Raw genomic sequence first — 20,185 nt, 5'->3', positions numbered from 1 at the left:
ATACAGCGCCGGTCCACCGGTCGCCGGATCTCCAAATTTTTTTATAAGTGCAGCGGTTTGCTGCGTTTCTGCGGGTTTTAAGGCGACGCGTGCCGTCTACTCCGAATCGCGCGGCACGCGCCGTTTTAGCTTCAGTACTTCATGACCACGAGACGGGTCTGCGTGAATTCGAGCATGCCGTGCTTGCCGTCGTCGCCACCGAGACCCGAACGCTTCCAGCCCGCGTGGAAACCTTGATACGGATCGGCCGGTGTGCGGTTCACATACAACTCGCCTGCCTCGATGCCGTTGGCGATCTTCATCGCGCTGCGGTAGTTCTCGGTATAGAGCACCGACGACAAACCGAACTGATGGTCATTGGCCATCTCCAGTGCTTCGTCGAGCGTGCGGTATTTGACGACCGGCATGATCGGACCGAAGGTTTCTTCCTGGATGATTTCCATGTCCTGACGGCAGTTCGACAGCAACGTGGCCGGATAAAAGAAGCCCTTGCCTTGCGGCAGCCTGCCGCCGGTTTCCAGCGTGGCGCCTGCCGCAATCGCGCGCTCCACCATGCCGTGAATCGACTGGCGCGAAGCGTCGTTGACGAGCGGGCCCATCAGCGCAGGCTGTTCGCTGCGATCACCGCTTTCCACCGCGCTCATGTGCTTCTTCAGCATTGCGACGAAACGGTCATGCACGCTTTCCTGCACATAGACGCGTTCGATCGCCGTGCACAACTGGCCGCAGTGCGTGGTCTTCGACGCGACCAGGTCGCGTGCGGCTTTCTCCAGATCGGCATCGGCCTCGATGATCGCGGGCGTCTTGCCGCCCAGTTCGAGCGACGGCTTGGCGATGTTCGCCTTGCAGTATTCGAGCACCTTGCGGCCCGCGCCGACACTGCCGGTCAGCGTGATCATGCCGACCTTGGAGTGCGTGCAAAGCGCCTCGGCGGTTGCATGATTCATCGCGAGAATGTTTACGACACCGGCCGGCAGGCCGGCCTTCTCAACCGCTCTCGCGATCTCGAACGCGGAGGTCGGCGTGTTGTTGCTCGGGCGCACCACCACGGTATTGCCGGCGATCAGTGCCGGCGCGACCTTGCGCATGAACGTGTAGACCGGGTAGTTGAACGGGATCAGGCACGCGACCACGCCGATCGGCTCGCGATGCAGTACGAGGTTTTCGTCGGGTGTGTCGCTCGGGATCACCTCGCCTTCGATGCGGCGCGCCCATTCGGCGTGGTAGCGGGTGATCTGGCCGGCGTAGATCGCTTCGTTGGTGGCGTCGGCGACGCTCTTACCCGACTCCAGCGCGAGCGCCGCGCCGATGGCGGGCGCGCATTCGGTAAGCGCGTCGGCAAGCTTGTGCAGATAAACCGCGCGCTCGGCCGAAGGCAGCTTGCGCCAGCCCTTCTGGGCGGCGGCTGCGGCGTCGACCGCGGCGATTGCCTCAGCCCGGGTGGCGCCCGTGACGTGGGCAATCACGGCTTCGGTGGCCGGGTTGGTGACGGCGATGAGCTCGTCGCTTGCCGCGTCGATAAAGCAGCCGTTAGCAAAATTCCGATCGAGTCGCATCTCGTCTCCTGAAAAACCTGGTGCAGTGGCGCATTACCTTCGGCTATCGATTTCATGCCAAAGGTGCATGAACGGAATTTTTCTCTCGAGCACGGCACACCACAAGCGAATAATTCGCGGGACAAACATTCGAAAAAATCACGTTTATCCAGGGATCTGCCTCATACGCGAATGCCATCTCGAATAGCAGAATCCGGGCTTTGCCAAATAGCAGCGGCCTTTGAGACCGTTCGAACCCCTTCGAACCACCCGGGCCGTTCAAGACCACCGTTTGGAGCTCACAATGAAAAAGAATGTCATCGCCACCGCAGCACTCAGCGCACTCGCCTCGCTGGCAGCCCCATCAGCCTTTGCACAAAGCAGCGTGACCCTGTACGGCGTGCTGGATGAGGGCATCGACTACACCAACAACGCCGGGCGCGGCGCGGTCTGGGAAATGGCGAGCGGCTATGCGCAAGGCAGCCGCTGGGGCATGAGCGGTTCGGAGGATCTGGGCGGCGGCATGAAGGCGGTGTTCCAGCTGGAAAACGGCTTCGACGTGAGTTCGGGACGGCTCGGCCAGGGCGGCCGCATGTTCGGCCGTCAGGCTTACGTGGGCTTGAGCGACAACCGCTTCGGCACGGTCACGCTCGGGCGCCAGTACGACTCGGTGGTCGACTACCTTGCGCAGACCACCGCCAACGGCAACTGGGCCGGCTACCTGTTTGCGCATCCGTACGACAACGACAACACGGACAACTCATTCCGTCTCGGCAACAGCGTGAAGTACGCGAGCCCGGAGATCGCGGGTTTCAAATTCGGCGGCGTGTACAGCTTCAGCAACGACACGAACTTCGCGAACAACCGCGCCTATAGCTTCGGCGGCCAGTATGCGAACGGCGGCCTACTGATTGCCGCCGCCTACCTGCAGGCGAACAATCCGGGCGCAGGTTCCACCGGCGCGATCACCGCGAACGACGCGAGCTTCATCGCCGGGCGCATGCGGGTGTTCGGCGCCGGCATCAACTACACGTTCGGCGCGGCAACCGCCGGCTTTGCTTACACCAATTCCAACTATAGGGATCCGACCGGCAACGGCTATATCGGCATCCCGCTGGCGGCGTCCGGCGTCAGCTTGAATACGTTGAAGTACCAGAACTTCGAAGTGAACGGCAAATATCAGTTCACGCCGGCCTTCTTTATCGGCGCGCAGTATGTGTACACGATGGAGAACTACGATGCGTCGACTGGCAGCGTGAAGCCGAAGATTCACTCGGTCGGTTTGATGGCGGATTACAACCTGTCCAAACGCACGGACGTTTATGTACAGGGCGTGTACCAGAAGGTCGCGGGCGACTCGACCAACTCGATTCTCGACAACGCGTTCATTCCGGGCGTGCAGGCGCCGTCGTCGACGGGGAATCAGGTTGTCGCGCGAGTCGCGCTGCGGCACAAGTTCTGAGGCCTCAATCCCCCTCCACCGCCGCCTTCAACCTCAACAACGCCTGATCCCACTGCTGCGAAATCGCTTCCAGCGCGCGCCGTGCTTCGTCGAGGTGCGCCGGTTCGAACGCCCATAAGCGTTCACGGCCCACCTTGACGTCGCGCACCAGACCCGCGTTGGCAAGCACCTGCAAATGTTGTGTAACAGACTGCCGCGTGATCTCCGTTCCGGCGGTCAACTGCGCGATCGACATCGCACTGCCCGCGCACAATATGGCGATCAGACGCAGGCGCGTTTCGTCGCCGAGCGCCGCAAAGATCTGCGCGGAACTTCGCAACATGGCCGCCTTCACACGCGCATGACCGGCAGTCGGTCCGGTGTTGGACGGCTTGTTGGGCAACTTAACCCTTGGCGACATGCTTTTCGATGTTAGTCATCTGCTCTTCCCAGCCGCCGCTATTCATGCGGAATGCTTCCGCGCGGCGCGCGGTGGGAATCTGATCAAAGCCCGATTCGATCACGCGCAACAACGTGCCCGAATCGACCTCGCTCAACTCGAATTCGACCAGCGTGGTGGGCTCGGGCGAGTAATCGACCGACGCGTCCACTGCGGCCGGATGCCAGCGAAACGAAAAATGATGTTCCGGTTCGACCCGATTGACCAGCACATCCATCACGAGATGCTCATAACCCGGATAGGTAATCTGGCCTTGAATGGATTGACCGGCGACAAACTGTTTACCGCTGAAATCCACGCAAAACCAATTGCCGAATTCTTCGGCGTTGGACACCGCGCGCCATACCCGCGAGCGCGATGCCTTCAGCAGAATCTGTTTTTCGATGCGATCGGTCGATGCGTCTTTTGATGCGCCAGATGATGTGTTCATATGCAGCCTCCTTACTGCATATTAGGCTCACACCTCTCAACATGCAAGTATTTGCCTGCCTATCTTCCGACTCACGGCAAACACCACCGAGACATGATTGCTCCTCAGCTTGCGCTTCTTGCGGCAGGCACGCGCTGACATGATCACAAGCGCGATCGCCACGCTGAGGATTACGGTGGCTTCGCGCCCGTCTTAACCGCCGACCTTGACCACCACCTTGCCGAACGCGCCACGCTCGAGATGCGCCAGCGCGGCCGGCAGTTCGTCGAATGCGTAGACCGTATCGACAACCGGCTTGATACCGAGCACATCGACCGCGCGCACCAGATCGTCGAGCGCGCGCCGATGCCCGACGCCGATGCCCTGGATCGTCGGCCGGCCGATGAACGACGGGATACTCGGCAGCGACATGTTGTAGCCGTCGAGCGTGCCGATCAGCGAAATGCGGCCGCCCTGACGTAGCGCGCACAACGAGGCACCGAGGTTATCGCCGCCCGCCAGTTCGAACACGTGATCGACACCACGTCCGCCCGTCATCTCGCGCGCAACGCGATCCCAATCGGGCGTCTCGGTGCGGTCGATACCATGGGTCGCGCCGAGTTCGCGCACGCGGCGCAGCTTGGCGGCGCTGCTCGAGGTAACGATCACCTCCGCGCCGTGGGCGCGGGCGAGTTGCACGCCGAACAGCGCAACGCCGCCAGTGCCTTGCATCACCACGGTCTGCCCGGCATGCACCGCGCCCTTCTCGACCAGCGCGAACCACGCGGTGAGTCCGGCACACGGCAGCGTGCTGGCTTCAATCGCACTCAGCGTGTGCGGCGCGCGCACGGCCCACGCTTCGTTCAGGACGACGTACTGCGCCAGCACGCCGGGCAAGGAGCCACCGAGCACGCGGGCCTCAGGCGGACATTCGCCGTCGATCCAGCCCGCCCAGAAGGTGCCGAGCACATCGTCGCCCTCGCTGAAACGCGTGATGCCCGTGCCCGTAGCGACGACGACGCCGGCCAGATCGGAGCCGGGTGTGACCGGCAACGTCAACGGCGCGCCCGACTCGCCGCCGGCAATGAAACCCAGATCGCGGTAATTCAATGCCACCGCCGCCACGCGCACGACGATTTCCCCCGCGCCGGGTGTCGGTACGGCCGTTTCTTCCAGCCGCAGATGTTGCACGCCCGCTTCCCGCAAAACCCATTTGCCCATTGTTTGCATATCGGCTCCCGCCTGCTCGTTATCGATGGCAAAAAGTCTACCGTCTCGATATCAGCTACAGTGACGGATAAAATTCGCGAGTCTGTAGCGTTTTAGGAACCAATTGCCATGTACCATTCCAACAGAGCGATCCGTCGATGAGAGACCGTCTGAGCGGCATCGCCGCCTTCGTCAATGCGGCTGAAGCCGGCAGCTTCGCGCTGGCCGCCGAGCGCATGCACCTGTCGCGCTCGGCGGTCGGCAAAACCATTGCGCGTCTGGAAGACCAGCTCGGCACGCGGCTCTTTCACCGCACCACACGCAGCCAGAGTCTCACCGAAGATGGCCACGCGTTTTACGAGCGCTGCGTGCGCGCACTGGCCGAACTCGATGCCGGCGAAGCAACGCTGCATGCGGGCCGCCGCGATCCTCAGGGGTGTTTGCACGTCAGCGTGCCGGTGCTGTTCGGGCGGCGCTGCGTTGCGCCGATTCTGCTGGAATTAGCGCAGCGATATCCGCAACTGGACTTGCAGATCAGCTTCACCGACCGGGTCACCGATCTGGTCGAAGAAGGCATCGATCTGGTGGTGCGCAGCGGACGCCTGCGCGACGCGCCGGCGGGGCTGGTGGCACGCAAGCTCGGCGAGCAGGCGATGACGCTATGCGCGGCGCCTGCCTACCTGGCGAAGCACGGTACGCCTCGCACGGTCGCCGACCTCGCCAGCCATGAAGGCATTTTCTACGCGAACCGGCGCAACGAAGCAGCGTGGCCGCTGCCGGATGAAAACGGTGTCTGGCAGAACGTCTTGGTCCGGCATCGGTTACGCCTCGACGACCTCGAGACCATTCTCGCGGCCACCATGGCGGGTGCCGGCATCGCACGTTTGCCGTGCTGGCTGATCGCCGACGCGTTAGATAGCGGCGCGCCAGTCAAGGTACTGCCCGAGCTGCCCGGGCCGCGCATCGAGCTTCATCTGGCGTGGCAACAGACACGGCATCTGCCGTCGCGGATGCGCGTGGCCATCGACGAACTGACGGCACGGGTGCCCGTCATTCTCGCCGTCGGCACGGCGGAAATGAAATAGGACCTGGAGAGGTCTGCTTCGTATGGTTGTGCCCTAACCGGTCCCTCCGCGATGCTCGTCTCGTCTTCTTATGCTTCGACTGGCACCATCGCTCTAACCGTCATCCGCGCCGCGCGGCCGTCAACCACGGGCACGCCACGACGCGGATGTCCCCTTGCTTCACTCCGTTGCGTGCGCATGCATCACGCCGGTGTGCATCGACCACGCCATCCACGGACGGCGCAGTGCGACGATCGCGACGAACGCGCAAGCCGCCAGCGCGCCAAAAGTCACGAAGCCCATCTGGTAGCTGCCCGTGCTTTCCTTCGCGATGCCCATCACGACCGGCAGATAAAAGCCACCAATGCCGCCCGCGGCGCCGACGATACCCGACATCAACCCGGTGCGCCCGGCCCAGCGATGCGGCACCAACTGGAAGGTCGCGCCATTGCCAAGACCGAAGGCCACATACAGGCACAGCAGCAATGCAATCCCGCCCACCATCGACGGCATCGCGGCAGCAAAGACGAAGTCGCACAGAGAAATAATCGCGAGCAGGAAGGTCAGCGCGCGCACGCCGGACACCTTGTCGGCAACCAGGCCGCCAAGCGGCCGCACCATCGCGCCGGTTGCGGCAAGCAGCGCCATGAACAGACCCGCGTCGATCTTCGACAATTGATACAGATTGGTCAGCAGCAGCGAAACATACGACGACATGCCGACAAAACCCCCGAACGTGATGCTGTACACCAGCATGATCACCCACGTGTCGCGTTCGGCCAGCACCGCGCGATAGCGCTTGGGCAGCACCGCAATCGCCAGCAGCGCGCCGACCACCGGCAACAGCAGCACACCGGTCTTGCCCGAACCGAACAGGCCTGCCTCGACCAGCAGCACGAGCACGATCAATCCCACGAGCGTGACCGCAAAGCTGCCGAACGCGCGCAGCACGCTGCCGGATTTAATGCCCGAATCGTTGGCCCAGAAGTACAGCGTGATCGCCGCGATGGCGAGCAACGGTAGCGCGCTGGCGGTTGCCATTTGCCAGCCGTAGTGCGTCGCGAGTTGCGGGAACAGGAAGCCGTCGAGCACCGCGCCGATGTTGCCGGCAGCGGCAAGACCTAGCACCAGGCCCTGCACTTTCGGCGGATAGTTGCTGCCGGCCATCGGCAGCGCCACGGCGAAGCTCGCTCCGCCGACACCGAGGAACACGCCGAGCACCAGCAGCAAGGTGTACGACGGCACGAACGGCAACAGCGGCAGCACGATCGTCGGCACCGCCGACAGCAATACGCCCATCAACGCGATGCGTTTGCCATGCGCGGATTGATAGAGATTGCCGAGCGTGACCCGCAGGATCGCCGCCGACAGCACCGGCACAGCAACCAGCAATCCTTGCTGCGCGGGCGTCATCGCAATGCTCTTGCTGATGAACGGCGCGAGCGGTCCATAAAGGACCCAGACGGTGAAGCCGGTGTCGAAATAGAGGAAGCACGCCACCAGTGCGCGCCAGTCCCCACTTTTTAACGAGCTCATCACGTTTTTCATTAGACATCCTAAAATATGCTGATTGTTTTCCAACCTGGTGCACGGCGCTGGCATATTGCGCTGAGACACTACGCACCGGAATGGTCACGACGTTGAATACCGGTCTGAACATGCAACCTTCATGCCATCCGGGCTCTACTTTTGAAGCTCGACTGCGTACTCTCTGAAACCGTGATCCCGCGCCTCTGACGGCCGCTTCAAAAATCAATAAACGTCGCGTACGTAGCGCTTTTCTTGCGCTAAGCGGCTCACATACCCGGCGGCTTTTTCTTCGTTCATCCCACCGTGCTGCGCGACCACATGCTTGAGCGTCGCATCGACGTCTCTCGCCATCCGGCCTGCATCGCCGCAGACATAGAAATGCGCACCTTCTTCAAGCCACGCCCACAGTTGCGCCCCCTGCTCGCGCATGCGGTCCTGCACGTAGATCTTTTCTGTTTGATCGCGCGAGAACGCGACGTCGAGCCGGGTCAGCACACCGCTGTCGCGCATCGCTTCGAGTTCGTCGCGATAGTAGAAATCCGTGGCCGCATGTTGCTCGCCGAAGAACAACCAGTTGCGGCCCTTATCGCCACGTGCACGCCGTTCGTGCAAAAAGCTGCGGAACGGTGCAACACCAGTGCCCGGACCGACCATGATGATTGGCGTGTCCGAAACATGAGGAAGCCGAAAGTGTGCGGATTGCTGCACGAATACCGGCACATTCACGTCACCGGCACGGTCGGCGAGAAACGTCGACGACACCCCCTTGCGATGGCGGCGACCGTTGCTGTAGCGAACCGCTGACACCGTCAGATGAACTTCGCCGGGATGTGCCTTCGGGCTCGATGCAATCGAGTACAAACGCGGTTGCAGGCGCTTGAGCATGCCGGTCAATTCGGTCGCCGTCAGGTTGACGGGAAATTCGTGGAGGACGTCCGCGAGTTGCTGGCCCCACAACCATTGTTTGAGGTCGGCCTTGCGCTCGGTGGAGAGCAGATCGCGCAGTGCGCCGTTGCTGCTGCGCGCGGCAATGAACGCGAGCGCATCAGGGCTGGGGCGTGCGATCTCGTAGTGCCTGGCAAGCGCGTCAGCGAGGCGCATGTCACCCGCGCCGGACACGTTGACCGCAGCCTCGGCGCTCAAGCCGCTCAGGCTGATCAATTCGTCGACCAGTTCGGGACAATTGCTCGGCCATACGCCCAGCGCGTCGCCGGCTTCGTATTCGAGGCCCGAGTCGCCCGTGTTCAGGGAGAAGTAGCGCGTATCCTTCGCGGCGCCCTGTTTGTTCAGTTGCAGGTTCCTGACGAGCCGCGATGCGGCCGGACGCGTTTTGGTCGGCATGGCGCCAGGCACCACAGCGTTGATCATGCCGCCCGGGGGTACCGCATGCAGCGCCGCATCTTCTTCCTTGATGCGCGCGATGATGCTTTCGAGCCACGCGTCGGCATGCTCCTGATACTCGCTGTCACAGTCGACGCGATCCATCAAACGCAGCGCGCCAAGCGCTGCGAGACGCTCATCGAGCCGGCGACCGTGACCGCAGAACGCATCGTAGTTGCGGTCGCCCAGCGCGAGCACCGCGTAGCGCACGCCGTCGAGACGAGTCGCTGCGTCGCCAGCCAGTGGAGACCAGAAACTTTGCGCATTATCGGGCGGATCGCCATCGCCGAAGGTGCTCGACATCAGGAGCACGTATTGCGCTTTCGCGAGCGCCGAAACCTGATAGTCCGCCATGCACGACGTGCGGATCTCGAAGCCCGACTCCATCAGACGTGTGGCATAGCGTTCGGTCAGCGATTCGGTGTTGCCGGTTTGCGAGGCCCACAGCAGGGTCACTTTGGGTCGCACGCGCAAGATGCGCACACCGGATGCGTGTGCCGCATCGGACTGCGGCGCGGCAATCGCACCGGCTGACACGGCCGCAGGTGTTCCACTGCGGCTATAGAGACCAGCCAGCAAACCGTCCACATACAAGCGATTCACCGGCTCAAACGGCGCGCTGGCAGGCAACACCGGCACGCTGTCACTGCCCTGTCCTTCAGCCGAACGCAGCCCACTGACGAAACCGCGTAGATAGGCCCGCTCGGTTTCCGTGAACGACGGCACGGGTGTCGGCGGAAGCTGCAGCAGACTCGTGAGTGCGTTGATGCGGGGCATATCCAGTTCCTTGGTGTTCGCCGATATAGCGCTTGACGCCGCGTCGACGCCAACGGCTGGCGCATCGATAAGCGTCTCGTCGTCCGCATTCGAAACCGGCTCGATGGCGTCGATCGCAACCGGGCTCAGCGCGACCGCGCAGAACTTGAGCTCGGGTTGCTGGGAGACCGGATCGATGGCATCGCTCGTGACCGCGTTGATGCACAGATCGTCGCCGAAGACGTCGTTCCAGTGCATTGGCGCAAAGCAACTCCCTGCCTGCACGCGCTCCGTGACGACCGCCGGCAACACGGCACGCCCGCGCCGCGACCGGATCTCGACCGGATCCCGGGCTTTGATGCCTAGCGTGGCGGCGTCTTCGGGATGAATCTCGACGAACGGGCCCGGGTTCAGCTTGTTGAGCATCGCGACCTTGCCGGTCTTGGTCATGGTGTGCCATTGATGCTGCAGGCGGCCCGTATTCAACACGATCGGAAATTCCCGATCGGGCAGTTCGGCCGGGGCGGCAAAGGCCCGGGCGAAGAACACGGCTTTGCCACTTGCGGTCGGAAACACGAATCGCGGACGGCTGCCGTCGGGCCGTTCTTTCAGCGTCTGGCTGACGCCGTCGTTGATGTAGCGAATGGGGTTGCGGTCGGCAGCGTCGTCGGCAGCAAGCGGCCATTGCAGCGGCGTATCCTTCAGCCGGCGATGGCTCGCGCCGCGCAAGTCGTAGCCGGTTTTCGGATTCGACGCGCGAATGATCTCCGCGAAAACTTCTTCGGCGTTAGCGTAGGTAAACCCATCGGCGAAACCCATTTCACACGCGACGCGCGCGATGATCTGCCAGTCCGGCAACGCGGCGCCCGGCGGCTCGATACCCTTTTGCATCAGCGTCAGATTACGCTCGGAGTTGATCATCACGCCTTCGGCCTCGGCCCACAGCGCGCCGGGCAGCAGCACATCGGCGTAACGGTTGGTTTCGGTGTCGAGAAAGGCGTCCTGCGCAATCACGAGTTCCGCGGCGCGCAAACCAGCGATCGCGTTCTGACGGTTCGCGACGCTCGCCACCGGATTCGTGCAGATGATCCAGCACGCCTTGATCTCGCCTTCGGCCATACGGGTGAACATATCGATGGTGCCGTTGCCGACCGATGTCTTCAGCGTGCCCTTCGGAATGCCCCACAGGTCCTCGATAAACACGCGGTCTTCTTCGACCAGCACCGAACGCTGCCCCGGCAAACCAGGCCCCATGTAGCCCATTTCACGGCCGCCCATTGCATTGGGCTGGCCGGTCAGCGAGAACGGTCCGCTGCCGCGTCGGCAGATCTTGCCCGTCGCCAGATGCAGATTGCAGATCGCGTTCGTGTGCCACGTGCCATGCGTGCTCTGATTCAGACCCATGGTCCAGCAACTCATCCACTCCGGCGCGGCGCCGATCATGTGCGCGGCCTGGCGGATGTCTTCTATGGAGAGGCCCGTAATCGCCGACACTTTCTCCGGCGTATAGTCGGCGAGGAAGGCGGGCATCGCGTCCCAGCCTTCGGTGAAGCTGTCGATAAAAGACGCATCCGTATGGCCGTTATCGTGCAGAAGATGCAACAGGCCATTGAGCAGAGCCAGATCGGTGCCCGGCTTGATCTGCAGAAAGAGATCAGCCTTCTCGGCGGTCGTATTGCGGCGCGGATCGACCACGATCAGCTTCGCGCCCGCCTTCACACGATCCATCATCCGCAGAAACAGAATCGGATGACAGTCGGCCATATTCGCGCCGATTACGAAGAACAGGTCGGCATGATCGATGTCTTCGTACGACCCCGGCGGGCCGTCCGCGCCGAGCGAGAGCTTGTAGCCGCTGCCCGCGCTCGCCATGCAAAGACGTGAATTCGATTCGATGTTGTTGGTGCCGACAAAACCCTTCGCGAGCTTGTTGACGAGGTACTGCGCCTCGATCGACATCTGCCCGGACACATAGAACGAGATCGCGTCCGGTCCATAGGTGTCGAGCAGGCCGCGCAAACGCGCCGCCGTGTCGCTGATCGCCTGTGCCATTGGCAGCGGCACCGGATCCTGGTCGCGGGCATGACGCACGAACGCGCCTTCCAGACGTCCCGACTTGCGCAATGCGACGTGCGCCGATTGGCCCTTCGTGCACAGCCGTCCGAAGTTCGCCGGGTGTTCCTTGTCGCCTGAGATCTTCACGACCTGGCCGTCCTCGACGTGCAGCACCATTCCGCAGCCAACGCCGCAGTAGGGGCACACGGTTTTTACGCTAGTGGAGGACATGGCAAATAACGTCGTCGAAGAGGATGACAAAGATCAGTGGCTCACATCGCGACCCACACCTGCCCGTTTTCCACCCGCGCGATGAACGCGCTGACGGAAAACGCCGGTGTTTCGAGACACTCGCCGGTGCGCAGATCGAAGTGATGCTTGTAGATCGGTGAAGCGACGACAACGCGCTCGCCAAGACTGCCGATCAGCCCGCGCGAGAGCACGGCCGCTTGCGAGCCCGGATCGTAGTTTTCGATCGCATACACGACGGTGTTCTCGTCGCCGTTGTCCACATGAAATACCGCCACCTGTTCGCCATTGACGAGCGCACACACGCCTGTGTTGGGAACAATCTCGTCGATCGGGCAAACTGGTGTCCAGGCAAGCGGAAGACGGTCAAGGTTCATGGCATGGGTCCTCAGTGAGTGACGCAAAAAAGAATCAAACGGTTTCCACAACCACAGGAATCGAAGCGATCTTCGAGCGCCGCTCGTCAATCGTCGCGGGCCGGATCTGGCCGCGTTCCTCGACAAAGGCAACATTGCTGTCCGACTCGCCGCTGTTGACGAAGTGACGGAAGCGCTTGCGCGTCTCAGGATCGGTGACGGCCTTCTTCCATTCGCATTCGTAGGTTTCGACCACGTGCTGCATTTCCACTTCGAGTTCCGCGACCACGTTCAGACGATCGTTGACGACTACGTCGATCAGATAGTCGAGGCCGCCTTCGAGGTTGTCGCGCCACACGCTGGTGCGTTGCAGACGGTCTGCCGTGCGCACGTAGAACATCAGGAAGCGGTCGATGTAGCGCACCAGCGTTTCCTTATCGAGGTCCGAGGCGAGCAGTTCGGCATGGCGCGGCTTCATGCCGCCGTTGCCGCAGACGTAAAGATTCCAGCCCTTCTCCGTCGCGATGATGCCGACGTCCTTGCCCTGTGCCTCCGCGCATTCGCGGGTACAGCCGGAGACGCCGAACTTGATCTTGTGCGGCGTGCGCAGCCCCTTGTAGCGGTTCTCGAGTTCGACCGCGAGGCCCACCGAATCGCCGACGCCATAGCGGCACCACGTCGAACCGACGCACGACTTCACCGTGCGCAGCGATTTGCCGTACGCATGGCCCGATTCAAAACCGGCCGCGATCAGTTCTTCCCAGATGAACGGCAGTTGCTCGACCCGCGCGCCGAACAGATCGACCCGCTGGCCGCCGGTGATCTTGGTGTAGAGGCCGTATTTTTTCGCCACCTGGCCGACGGCGATCAAACCGTCAGGCGTCACTTCGCCACCTGCCATGCGTGGCACGACCGAATAGGTGCCGTCGCGCTGGATATTGGCGAGGTAGTAATCGTTGGTGTCCTGGAGCGAAGCGTGCTCCTTCTTCAGCACGAATTCGTTCCAGCACGACGCCAGGATACTCGCCACGGCCGGCTTGCAGATATCGCAGCCGAGGCCGTGTCCGTGCTTCGTCAGCAATTCACCGAAGCTGCGCACGCCTTCCACGCGCACGAGGTGATACAACTCCTGGCGCGAAAACGGGAAGTGCTCGCACAGGTGGTTGTTGACCGCGAGGCCCTGCTTCTTCATCTCTGCCTTCATCACCTGGGTGACGAGTGGCACGCAACCGCCGCATGACGTGCCAGCCTGGGTCGCGCACTTCAGAGCGCCGATGTCGGTCGCGCCCGCGCGCACGGCGGCGCACAGGTCGCCCTTCGAGACGTTGTTGCACGAGCAGATCTGCGCGGCGGCGGGCAATGCCTCGACGCCGAGCGCCGGTTTCGCCTGACCGTCAGACGACGGCAGGATCAGGAATTCCGGCGACGCCGGCAACTCGATCCGGTTCAGCATCATCTGCAGCAGCGTGCCGTATTCGCTGGCATCGCCCACCATCACGCCGCCGAGCAGATGCTTGCCACACTCGGACACCACTAGCTTCTTGTAGACCTGTTTGCGTTCGTCGCTGAACTGATAGGCGCGGCTGCCCGGCGTGTTGCCGTGCGCGTCGCCGATGCTGGCGACGTCCACCCCCATCAGCTTCAGTTTGGTGCTCATGTCGGCACCGGCGAATTCCGCCGAGTCGCCGAGCAGTTGCTTCGCCACCGCGCGCGCCATCTCGTAGCCCGGCGCGACGAGGCCGAACAACTGACCGTTCCACAGCGCGCATTCGCCGATCGCGTAGATATACGGGTCGCTGGTGCGGCACGCATTGTCGATCACAATGCCGCCGCGTTGGCCGAGTGTCAGACCGCTTTCGCGTGCGAGATCGTCACGCGGACGAATGCCCGCTGAGAACACGATCATGTCGGTGTCGAGGAAGCTGCCGTCGGCGAATTGCATGCGGTGCGTGCCGTTCTCGCCGTCGACGATCGCCGACGTGTTCTTCTGCGTGTGCACCGTCACGCCGAGTTCTTCGATCTTGGTGCGCAGCACACGGCCGCCACCTTCGTCCACCTGGACTGCCATCAGGCGCGGCGCGAATTCGACAACGTGCGTTTGCAAGCCCATGTCGCGCAATGCCTTGGCGCATTCGAGCCCGAGCAGGCCGCCGCCGATCACCGTGCCGGTCTTTGAGCGGGCCCCGCATTCCTGCATCGCTTCGAGGTCGTCGATGGTGCGGTAGACGAAGCAGTCGCCCCGCTCACGGCCTTGCACGGGCGGCACGAACGGATAGGAGCCAGTGGCGAACACCAGCTTGTCGTAGGGCAAGGTCTCGCCGGTCGATACCGTCACGGTGCGCGCGGCGCGGTCGATCGCCACGGCTTTCGCATTCAGCTTCAGCAAGACGTTCTGGCGCTCGAAGAAACCCGGCTCGACGAGCGACAGATCGTCCGCCGTTTTGCCCGCGAAGAATTCGGATAGGTGCACGCGGTCGTACGCCGGCCGGGATTCTTCGCACAGCACAGTGATGTCGAGGCCATGCGCCGCGTCTTGTGCCAGACATTCGACCAGTTTGTGGCCGACCATCCCGTGACCGATAACGATGATTTTCATGACCGCGACTTCCTCACTGTGCTGGGCTCGAATCGCTGCCGGTGGGCTGCTATGCGAAAGCGATTCCGGAAATAAAAACGGCGTCCCGCGAACCCAGTCGATGACTGAATTCGGGGGACGCCGTTGTCCTGACCTGTGCTGCAGCGAGTCCTGTGTGGTTGCACTCGCAACGGATCCACGTTGATCCGATGGCAAGGTTTAACGCAAGGGTCGTGCCAATCGGGCGAAATTCCCGCTGGAGCGCCGTGGTGCAAGGCCCGGCGGCGAATGGCACGCTTGTGCTGTTGGGATGATGCGCGACACGTTTTGATGCAGCGAGGCACAGCGATGGTGCGACGCAGCACTGTGCGCGTGCGGGCGGAGAGCCCGCGGTGCGCGCCGATTCAGGCGTTCAGCTCCGTGCCGGCCCGAACCCCAGCCTAGTCGCCGAAGCCCAATTCGGCTTCGACTGCTTGCCCGACACGCAGCCACGCCCCAGCGCCGCGCGCGACGATCGCATTGTTGCCGAACGTCAGCGCACCATTTCGCTGCGGATTCGCCCGGTAGACGCTCAGGGTGTCGGTGGGTTCGTTCGGCCAGTCGGGATCGGGCGCGCCCTTCGCCTGATCGATGGTCGGCATCGGACAGCGCGCGCACAGTTTGACCAGCTGCAATTGCACGGCCTGATCCTCGGCCCCGTCGACACTCAGACTCTCGACATAGTCCTCTTCGTACGCATCGAGCCCCGTCAGCACGACGTTGGGGCGAAACCGGTCGATCGGAATCGACGGTGCGCCCTTACTGTTCAGACGCCCATTCAGATCGTCGAGCGAGGCCTGGCCGATCACCAGCAGCGGAAAACCATCGGCGAAATAGGTGGTGGCGCCGCCGATGCTACCCGTGTAGTCCGGATCGACAATCCGCTCGTGCTCGGGATTGAAGCGCAGCAGCCGCGACGGCACGCCGAGAAAAGCTGAAAACCAGGCGGCGCACTCCTCTCCCGTGTCGAGCCCGTAGGCCGCGTCGCGCCAGACCACGGTTTGCACCTTGTGCGGTGCGCTGAGTGCGGCGGCGTCGAGCGACGTGCGCAAGTCGCTCATGCCCGGTGCGCGAATCACGAGTTCATGTTCGCCGAGCTCGACCTTGATCAACGCCATGCGTGGATACGCACGCTGCGTGAGCATCGCACCGCTCGGGTCGGTGACCATCCAGCATCGGTCGTATTCGAGGCCGGTGGCGAGCAGACGCGCTTCATTGAGCGCAATGCCGGCGCAGGATTTGATCGGATAGACGAAAAGCTCGCTGATGGTAGGCATGGTGTGGGGCGTGGGGAACACGCGATTTTTTGTGTTGACGCCCGATTGTAAAGCGCCTGCGGCACGCCGTATTGGCAGTCCTACGGTGCCCGTCCCCATCGCCGGTCAAAAACGCTGCGCCGGCCAGGTCGATCCTTCGAGCTAAAACGGCTGCGCCGCTACTCCCAGCCTTCCAGCCGCAGCGTGGCACGCACGAGCCGCTGCTCTTCCTGTTCGATTTCCCGTAGGTTCGCACACACGCTCTCAATATGATCGGCTGCCGCCTTCTTCGCCTGTTCGGGCAGCTTGCCGGTGACGGCGTTATAGAGCCTGGCATGCTGACGATCGATCACCCGTTTTTGCGGCTCGCGGTGATAGAGATTGTTCACCGACGCGAACACCGAACTCAGCAGCAGATCGGTGAGCGTGCTCAAGGTATGCACCAGCACGGGGTTATGCGAGGCCTCGCAGATCGCGAGATGAAACGCATGATCGAGGCGCGCGTGAGTGGACGCACTCGTCTCCTTGCCGTGCGCCGCGAGCATTTCCTCGTAGCGGCGCGTGATCAGCACGAAGTCGGCGGGCGTGCCGCGCAGCGCCGCAAGCCGCGCGGACTCCGCTTCGAGCAAACCGCGCACTTCGAACAGGTCGTAGAGCGTGCGCGGCTGCGAGCCGAGCAGATGCATCATCGGCGTGAGCGTGGGTTGCGCCGTGAGGCTGGCGACGAACGAGCCTTTGCCGTGCGCAGTTTCGATGATGCCGCGCGCCCGCAGGAGCTTGAGCCCTTCGCGCAGCGCCGTGCGCGATACGCCGAGCTTGTCGGTGAGACGCCGCTCGGACGGCAGCGCCTGCCCCGTTTTCAGCACACCGTCGACGATCAATCGTTCGATACGCTCGGCGACGACGTCCGCCACCTGCCGTGAGCTTTCCTGATCCGCTATCTGCATTGCCAATCCAACTGGTATGACCACTTTGAAATGCTAACACGCTGGCGACTGGCGTGCCTTCTGTAACCCATGCACATCAAAGCATCTGGCACATCGCCCCTGAAAACATCAAATCAAAAACTGGTACGACCACTTACTTCACCCGTCGACAGCGATTCCCATAGCCGCAACAATCCCGCCTGAGACACGCTCGCGCACCCGTGCCCACGGGGATGACCGCCAGGTTAGCGCGACACCAGGAGCCCCCCACATGAGTTATCTCTATGACGAGCGCGTCGACGGCGCGCTCGCGACGCACGACAAATCCGCAGTCGTCGCGCAACTGCAGTCGCTGATCCCCGACCTGCAACTCCTCTACGAACAGGAAGATTTGCGGCCGTTCGAATGCGACGGCCTCGCCGCCTATCGCGCCACGCCGATGCTGGTCGCGCTGCCCGACAAGGTCGAACAGGTCGAAGCGTTGCTGAAATTCGCCAATACCCACAAGATTCCCGTGGTGGCGCGCGGCGCCGGCACTGGTTTGTCGGGCGGCGCACTGCCGTTGGACAAAGGCATTCTGCTGGTGATGGCGCGCTTCAACCGGATTCTCGAGGTCGATCCCGAAGCCGGCATTGCCCGCGTGCAACCCGGCGTGCGCAACCTCGCGATCTCGCAGTCCGCGGCGCCTCATGGCATGTACTACGCGCCGGACCCCTCGTCGCAGATTGCCTGCTCGATCGGCGGCAACGTCGCGGAGAACGCCGGCGGCGTGCATTGCCTGAAATACGGGTTGACGGTCAACAACATCCTGAAGCTCGAGATTCTCACCATCGACGGCGAGCGCATCACGCTCGGCTCGGATGCGCTGGACGCACCCGGTTTCGATTTTCTGGCGCTCTTCACCGGCTCGGAAGGCATGCTCGGCATCGTCACCGAAGTCACCGTGAAGCTGCTCACCAAGCCGCAAAGCGCGAAGGTGCTGCTCGCCAGTTTCGACAATGTCGAGAAAGCGGGCGCGGCGGTCGCGCAGATCATCGGCGCGGGCGTGATCCCGGGCGGCCTCGAAATGATGGACAACCTCGCGATCCGCGCCGCGGAAGACTTCATCCACGCGGGCTATCCGGTCGATGCCGAGGCGATCCTGCTGTGCGAAGTCGACGGCGTGGAAAGCGACGTGCAGGAAGACGTGGAGCGCGTCGAAGCGCTGCTGCGCGCCGCGGGCGCCACCGATATCCGTCTCGCGAAAGACGAAGCCGAGCGCCAGCGCTTCTGGGCCGGCCGCAAGAACGCGTTCCCGGCAGTGGGCCGCATCTCGCCGGATTACTACTGCATGGACGGCACCATCCCGCGCCGCGAATTGGCGCGTGTGCTCAAAGGCATCGAGAACCTCTCGAACGAGTATGGCTTGCGTGTGGCCAATGTCTTCCATGCCGGCGACGGCAACATGCATCCGCTGATCCTGTTCGACGCGAATGCGCCCGGCGAAACCGAACGCGCCGAAGCCCTCGGCGCGAAGATCCTCGAACTGTGCGTGGCAGTGGGCGGCAGCATCACCGGCGAACACGGCGTAGGCCGCGAAAAGATCAACCAGATGTGCGCGCAGTTCAATAGCGACGAACTGAGCTTCTTCCACGCGCTGAAAGCCGCTTTCGATCCAGATGGCCTCCTGAACCCCGGCAAGAACGTGCCGACCCTGCACCGTTGCGCCGAATTCGGCTCGATGCATGTCCATCATGGCGCACTGCCCTTTCCTGAACTGGAGCGTTTCTGATGCTGATCGAAGCGGTATCGATGGACGATAGCGAACGGCTCGTCGCCGAAGTCTCGCAAGCATGGGCAAGCGGTACGCCACTGAAGATTCGCGGCGGCAACAGCAAGGCTTTTCTCGGCCGCCCGGTGCAAGGCACACCGATCGACACGCGTTCGCATCGCGGCGTGGTGAGCTATGACCCGACTGAACTCGTGATCACCGCGCGCGCGGGCACGCCGGTCGCCGAACTGAACGCCGCGCTCGACGCGGCCGGTCAGATGCTGCCCTGTGAGCCGCCGACCTTCGACGGCTCCGCCACCGTCGGCGGGATGGTCGCGGCCGGCCTCGCCGGCCCACGGCGGCCGTGGTCCGGTTCGGTGCGCGATTTCGTGCTCGGCTGCCGTGTGATCACGGGTCAGGCAAAGCATCTGCGTTTCGGCGGTGAAGTGATGAAGAACGTTGCGGGCTACGACGTCTCGCGACTGCTGGCCGGCAGCTTCGGCTGCCTCGGCCTGATCACCGAAGTGTCGCTCAAGGTGTTGCCGAAGCCGCGTGCGGTCGGCAGCCTCATGCTCGAGCTCGACGCGGGCGAAGCGCTGCGTGAACTGTCGGCGTGGCGCCGCGCCGCGTTGCCGGTTAGCGGCGCGGCTCACGTCGACGGACGCCTGCATGTGCGGCTCGAAGGCGGCATGGGATCGGTGGCCTCGGCCGTGGATCGCATCGGCGGCGCCGAACTCGATCTCCAGTTCTGGGACGCCTTGCGTGAGCGCCGTCTGGCGTTTTTCGACGACCCGCGTCCGTTGTGGCGCCTCTCGCTGCCGAATGCTTCGCCGCTGACCCGCTTGCCCGGCGATACGCTGCTCGACTGGGCCGGCGCGCAACGCTGGCTGAAAAGCGACGCCCCGGCTGAGACGATCCGCCAGATCGCCCATGCCGCCGACGGCCATGCGACCTGCTTCACGCCACGCGTGGACGCCGAGCCGTTCGCCCCGATGCCGGAAGCGCTGCTGCGCTTTCACCAGCAGTTGAAGCAGCAACTCGACCCGCGCGGCCTCTTCAACCCCGGCCGCCTTTATGCCGGTCTGTGAAAGCCGGTCTGTGAAAGCCGGCCTGTGAACTCGGCCTGTGAAGCCATCCCCATGAAACCCGGTCCGCTGAACGCGGCCTGTGAACACGGGTCCGGTGAACCCTGGCC

Annotated in this window: 14 protein-coding genes; 4 read left to right on the top strand and 10 right to left on the bottom strand. The window is 63.0% G+C overall.

The genetic code is table 11. The annotated features are described in order from the left end of the window. Nucleotides 1-131: 131 nt before the first annotated feature. Nucleotides 132-1,556, bottom strand: coding sequence for an aldehyde dehydrogenase (gene aldA, locus PQQ96_RS04505; RefSeq protein WP_408289306.1), 1,425 nt, complete (start codon nucleotides 1,554-1,556; stop codon nucleotides 132-134). A 283-nt stretch (nucleotides 1,557-1,839) separates the two neighbouring features. On the opposite strand from aldA, the gene PQQ96_RS04500 reads away from it, so the two are divergent. Continuing rightward, the gene (locus PQQ96_RS04500; protein ID WP_408289304.1) at nucleotides 1,840-2,997 is read left to right on the top strand and encodes a porin; all 1,158 of its coding nucleotides are present in this window, start codon (nucleotides 1,840-1,842) and stop codon (nucleotides 2,995-2,997) included. Between the two features lie 4 nt (nucleotides 2,998-3,001). Here PQQ96_RS04500 and PQQ96_RS04495 read toward each other — a convergent pair whose 3' ends face one another. From PQQ96_RS04495 to PQQ96_RS04485, 3 genes are all read right to left on the bottom strand, one after another. After that, nucleotides 3,002-3,319 (bottom strand): ArsR/SmtB family transcription factor, encoded by a 318-nt coding sequence (locus PQQ96_RS04495; protein ID WP_408289301.1) that lies wholly within the window; start codon nucleotides 3,317-3,319, stop codon nucleotides 3,002-3,004. Nucleotides 3,320-3,380: 61 nt separating this feature from the next. Then, complete coding sequence (locus PQQ96_RS04490; protein ID WP_408289299.1) at nucleotides 3,381-3,866, bottom strand: SRPBCC family protein; 486 nt, start codon at nucleotides 3,864-3,866, stop codon at nucleotides 3,381-3,383. Between the two features lie 192 nt (nucleotides 3,867-4,058). Further along, entirely contained in the window at nucleotides 4,059-5,075 is a 1,017-nt protein-coding gene (locus PQQ96_RS04485; protein ID WP_408289296.1) for a zinc-dependent alcohol dehydrogenase family protein, read from the bottom strand. Nucleotides 5,076-5,212: 137 nt separating this feature from the next. Here PQQ96_RS04485 and PQQ96_RS04480 point away from each other — a divergent pair, with 137 nt between their 5' ends. Then, nucleotides 5,213-6,139 carry a LysR family transcriptional regulator gene (locus tag PQQ96_RS04480; RefSeq protein ID WP_408289293.1) on the top strand — a complete coding sequence of 309 codons (927 nt, stop codon included), beginning with the start codon at nucleotides 5,213-5,215 and terminating at the stop codon, nucleotides 6,137-6,139. Nucleotides 6,140-6,298: 159 nt separating this feature from the next. On the opposite strand, the gene PQQ96_RS04475 is transcribed toward PQQ96_RS04480, so the two are convergent. From PQQ96_RS04475 to glcC, 6 genes are all read right to left on the bottom strand, one after another. Then, nucleotides 6,299-7,666 (bottom strand): MFS transporter, encoded by a 1,368-nt coding sequence (locus tag PQQ96_RS04475; RefSeq protein ID WP_408289290.1) that lies wholly within the window; start codon nucleotides 7,664-7,666, stop codon nucleotides 6,299-6,301. A 204-nt stretch (nucleotides 7,667-7,870) separates the two neighbouring features. Continuing rightward, entirely contained in the window at nucleotides 7,871-12,070 is a 4,200-nt protein-coding gene (locus tag PQQ96_RS04470; protein WP_408289287.1) for a bifunctional nitrate reductase/sulfite reductase flavoprotein subunit alpha, read from the bottom strand. A 41-nt stretch (nucleotides 12,071-12,111) separates the two neighbouring features. Next, nucleotides 12,112-12,465: a nitrite reductase small subunit NirD gene (nirD, locus tag PQQ96_RS04465; RefSeq protein ID WP_408289284.1), complete on the bottom strand. Its 354-nt coding sequence runs from the start codon at nucleotides 12,463-12,465 to the stop codon at nucleotides 12,112-12,114. Between the two features lie 34 nt (nucleotides 12,466-12,499). Then, a complete protein-coding gene (nirB, locus tag PQQ96_RS04460; protein ID WP_408289282.1) occupies nucleotides 12,500-15,040 on the bottom strand; it encodes a nitrite reductase large subunit NirB in 2,541 nt (846 codons plus the stop codon). Nucleotides 15,041-15,459: 419 nt separating this feature from the next. Then, nucleotides 15,460-16,335, bottom strand: a complete 876-nt coding sequence (locus PQQ96_RS04455; RefSeq protein WP_408289279.1) for an MOSC domain-containing protein — start codon at nucleotides 16,333-16,335, stop codon at nucleotides 15,460-15,462. A gap of 158 nt (nucleotides 16,336-16,493) precedes the next feature. Further along, nucleotides 16,494-17,261 carry a transcriptional regulator GlcC gene (glcC, locus tag PQQ96_RS04450; RefSeq protein ID WP_408289276.1) on the bottom strand — a complete coding sequence of 256 codons (768 nt, stop codon included), beginning with the start codon at nucleotides 17,259-17,261 and terminating at the stop codon, nucleotides 16,494-16,496. Nucleotides 17,262-17,511: 250 nt separating this feature from the next. Here glcC and glcD point away from each other — a divergent pair, with 250 nt between their 5' ends. After that, entirely contained in the window at nucleotides 17,512-19,011 is a 1,500-nt protein-coding gene (gene glcD, locus PQQ96_RS04445; RefSeq protein ID WP_408289274.1) for a glycolate oxidase subunit GlcD, read from the top strand. Continuing rightward, nucleotides 19,011-20,078 (top strand): glycolate oxidase subunit GlcE, encoded by a 1,068-nt coding sequence (gene glcE / locus PQQ96_RS04440; protein ID WP_408289271.1) that lies wholly within the window; start codon nucleotides 19,011-19,013, stop codon nucleotides 20,076-20,078. The genes glcD and glcE overlap by 1 nt, the downstream gene beginning before the upstream one ends. Nucleotides 20,079-20,185 lie beyond the last annotated feature (107 nt).

Source organism: Paraburkholderia sediminicola, from assembly GCF_046027825.1.
GTDB lineage: Bacteria > Pseudomonadota > Gammaproteobacteria > Burkholderiales > Burkholderiaceae > Paraburkholderia > Paraburkholderia sediminicola_D.
This window is presented reverse-complemented; position numbering and strand designations above follow the sequence as displayed.

Coding starts and splice junctions, on each gene's coding strand:
- aldA (WP_408289306.1), bottom strand. CDS start 1,556: ATGCGACTCGATCGGAATTTTGCTAACGGCTGCTTTATCGACGCGGCA.
- PQQ96_RS04500 (WP_408289304.1), top strand. CDS start 1,840: ATGAAAAAGAATGTCATCGCCACCGCAGCACTCAGCGCACTCGCCTCG.
- PQQ96_RS04495 (WP_408289301.1), bottom strand. CDS start 3,319: ATGTTGCGAAGTTCCGCGCAGATCTTTGCGGCGCTCGGCGACGAAACG.
- PQQ96_RS04490 (WP_408289299.1), bottom strand. CDS start 3,866: ATGAACACATCATCTGGCGCATCAAAAGACGCATCGACCGATCGCATC.
- PQQ96_RS04485 (WP_408289296.1), bottom strand. CDS start 5,075: ATGCAAACAATGGGCAAATGGGTTTTGCGGGAAGCGGGCGTGCAACAT.
- PQQ96_RS04480 (WP_408289293.1), top strand. CDS start 5,213: ATGAGAGACCGTCTGAGCGGCATCGCCGCCTTCGTCAATGCGGCTGAA.
- PQQ96_RS04475 (WP_408289290.1), bottom strand. CDS start 7,666: ATGAAAAACGTGATGAGCTCGTTAAAAAGTGGGGACTGGCGCGCACTG.
- PQQ96_RS04470 (WP_408289287.1), bottom strand. CDS start 12,070: ATGTCCTCCACTAGCGTAAAAACCGTGTGCCCCTACTGCGGCGTTGGC.
- nirD (WP_408289284.1), bottom strand. CDS start 12,465: ATGAACCTTGACCGTCTTCCGCTTGCCTGGACACCAGTTTGCCCGATC.
- nirB (WP_408289282.1), bottom strand. CDS start 15,040: ATGAAAATCATCGTTATCGGTCACGGGATGGTCGGCCACAAACTGGTC.
- PQQ96_RS04455 (WP_408289279.1), bottom strand. CDS start 16,335: ATGCCTACCATCAGCGAGCTTTTCGTCTATCCGATCAAATCCTGCGCC.
- glcC (WP_408289276.1), bottom strand. CDS start 17,261: ATGCAGATAGCGGATCAGGAAAGCTCACGGCAGGTGGCGGACGTCGTC.
- glcD (WP_408289274.1), top strand. CDS start 17,512: ATGAGTTATCTCTATGACGAGCGCGTCGACGGCGCGCTCGCGACGCAC.
- glcE (WP_408289271.1), top strand. CDS start 19,011: ATGCTGATCGAAGCGGTATCGATGGACGATAGCGAACGGCTCGTCGCC.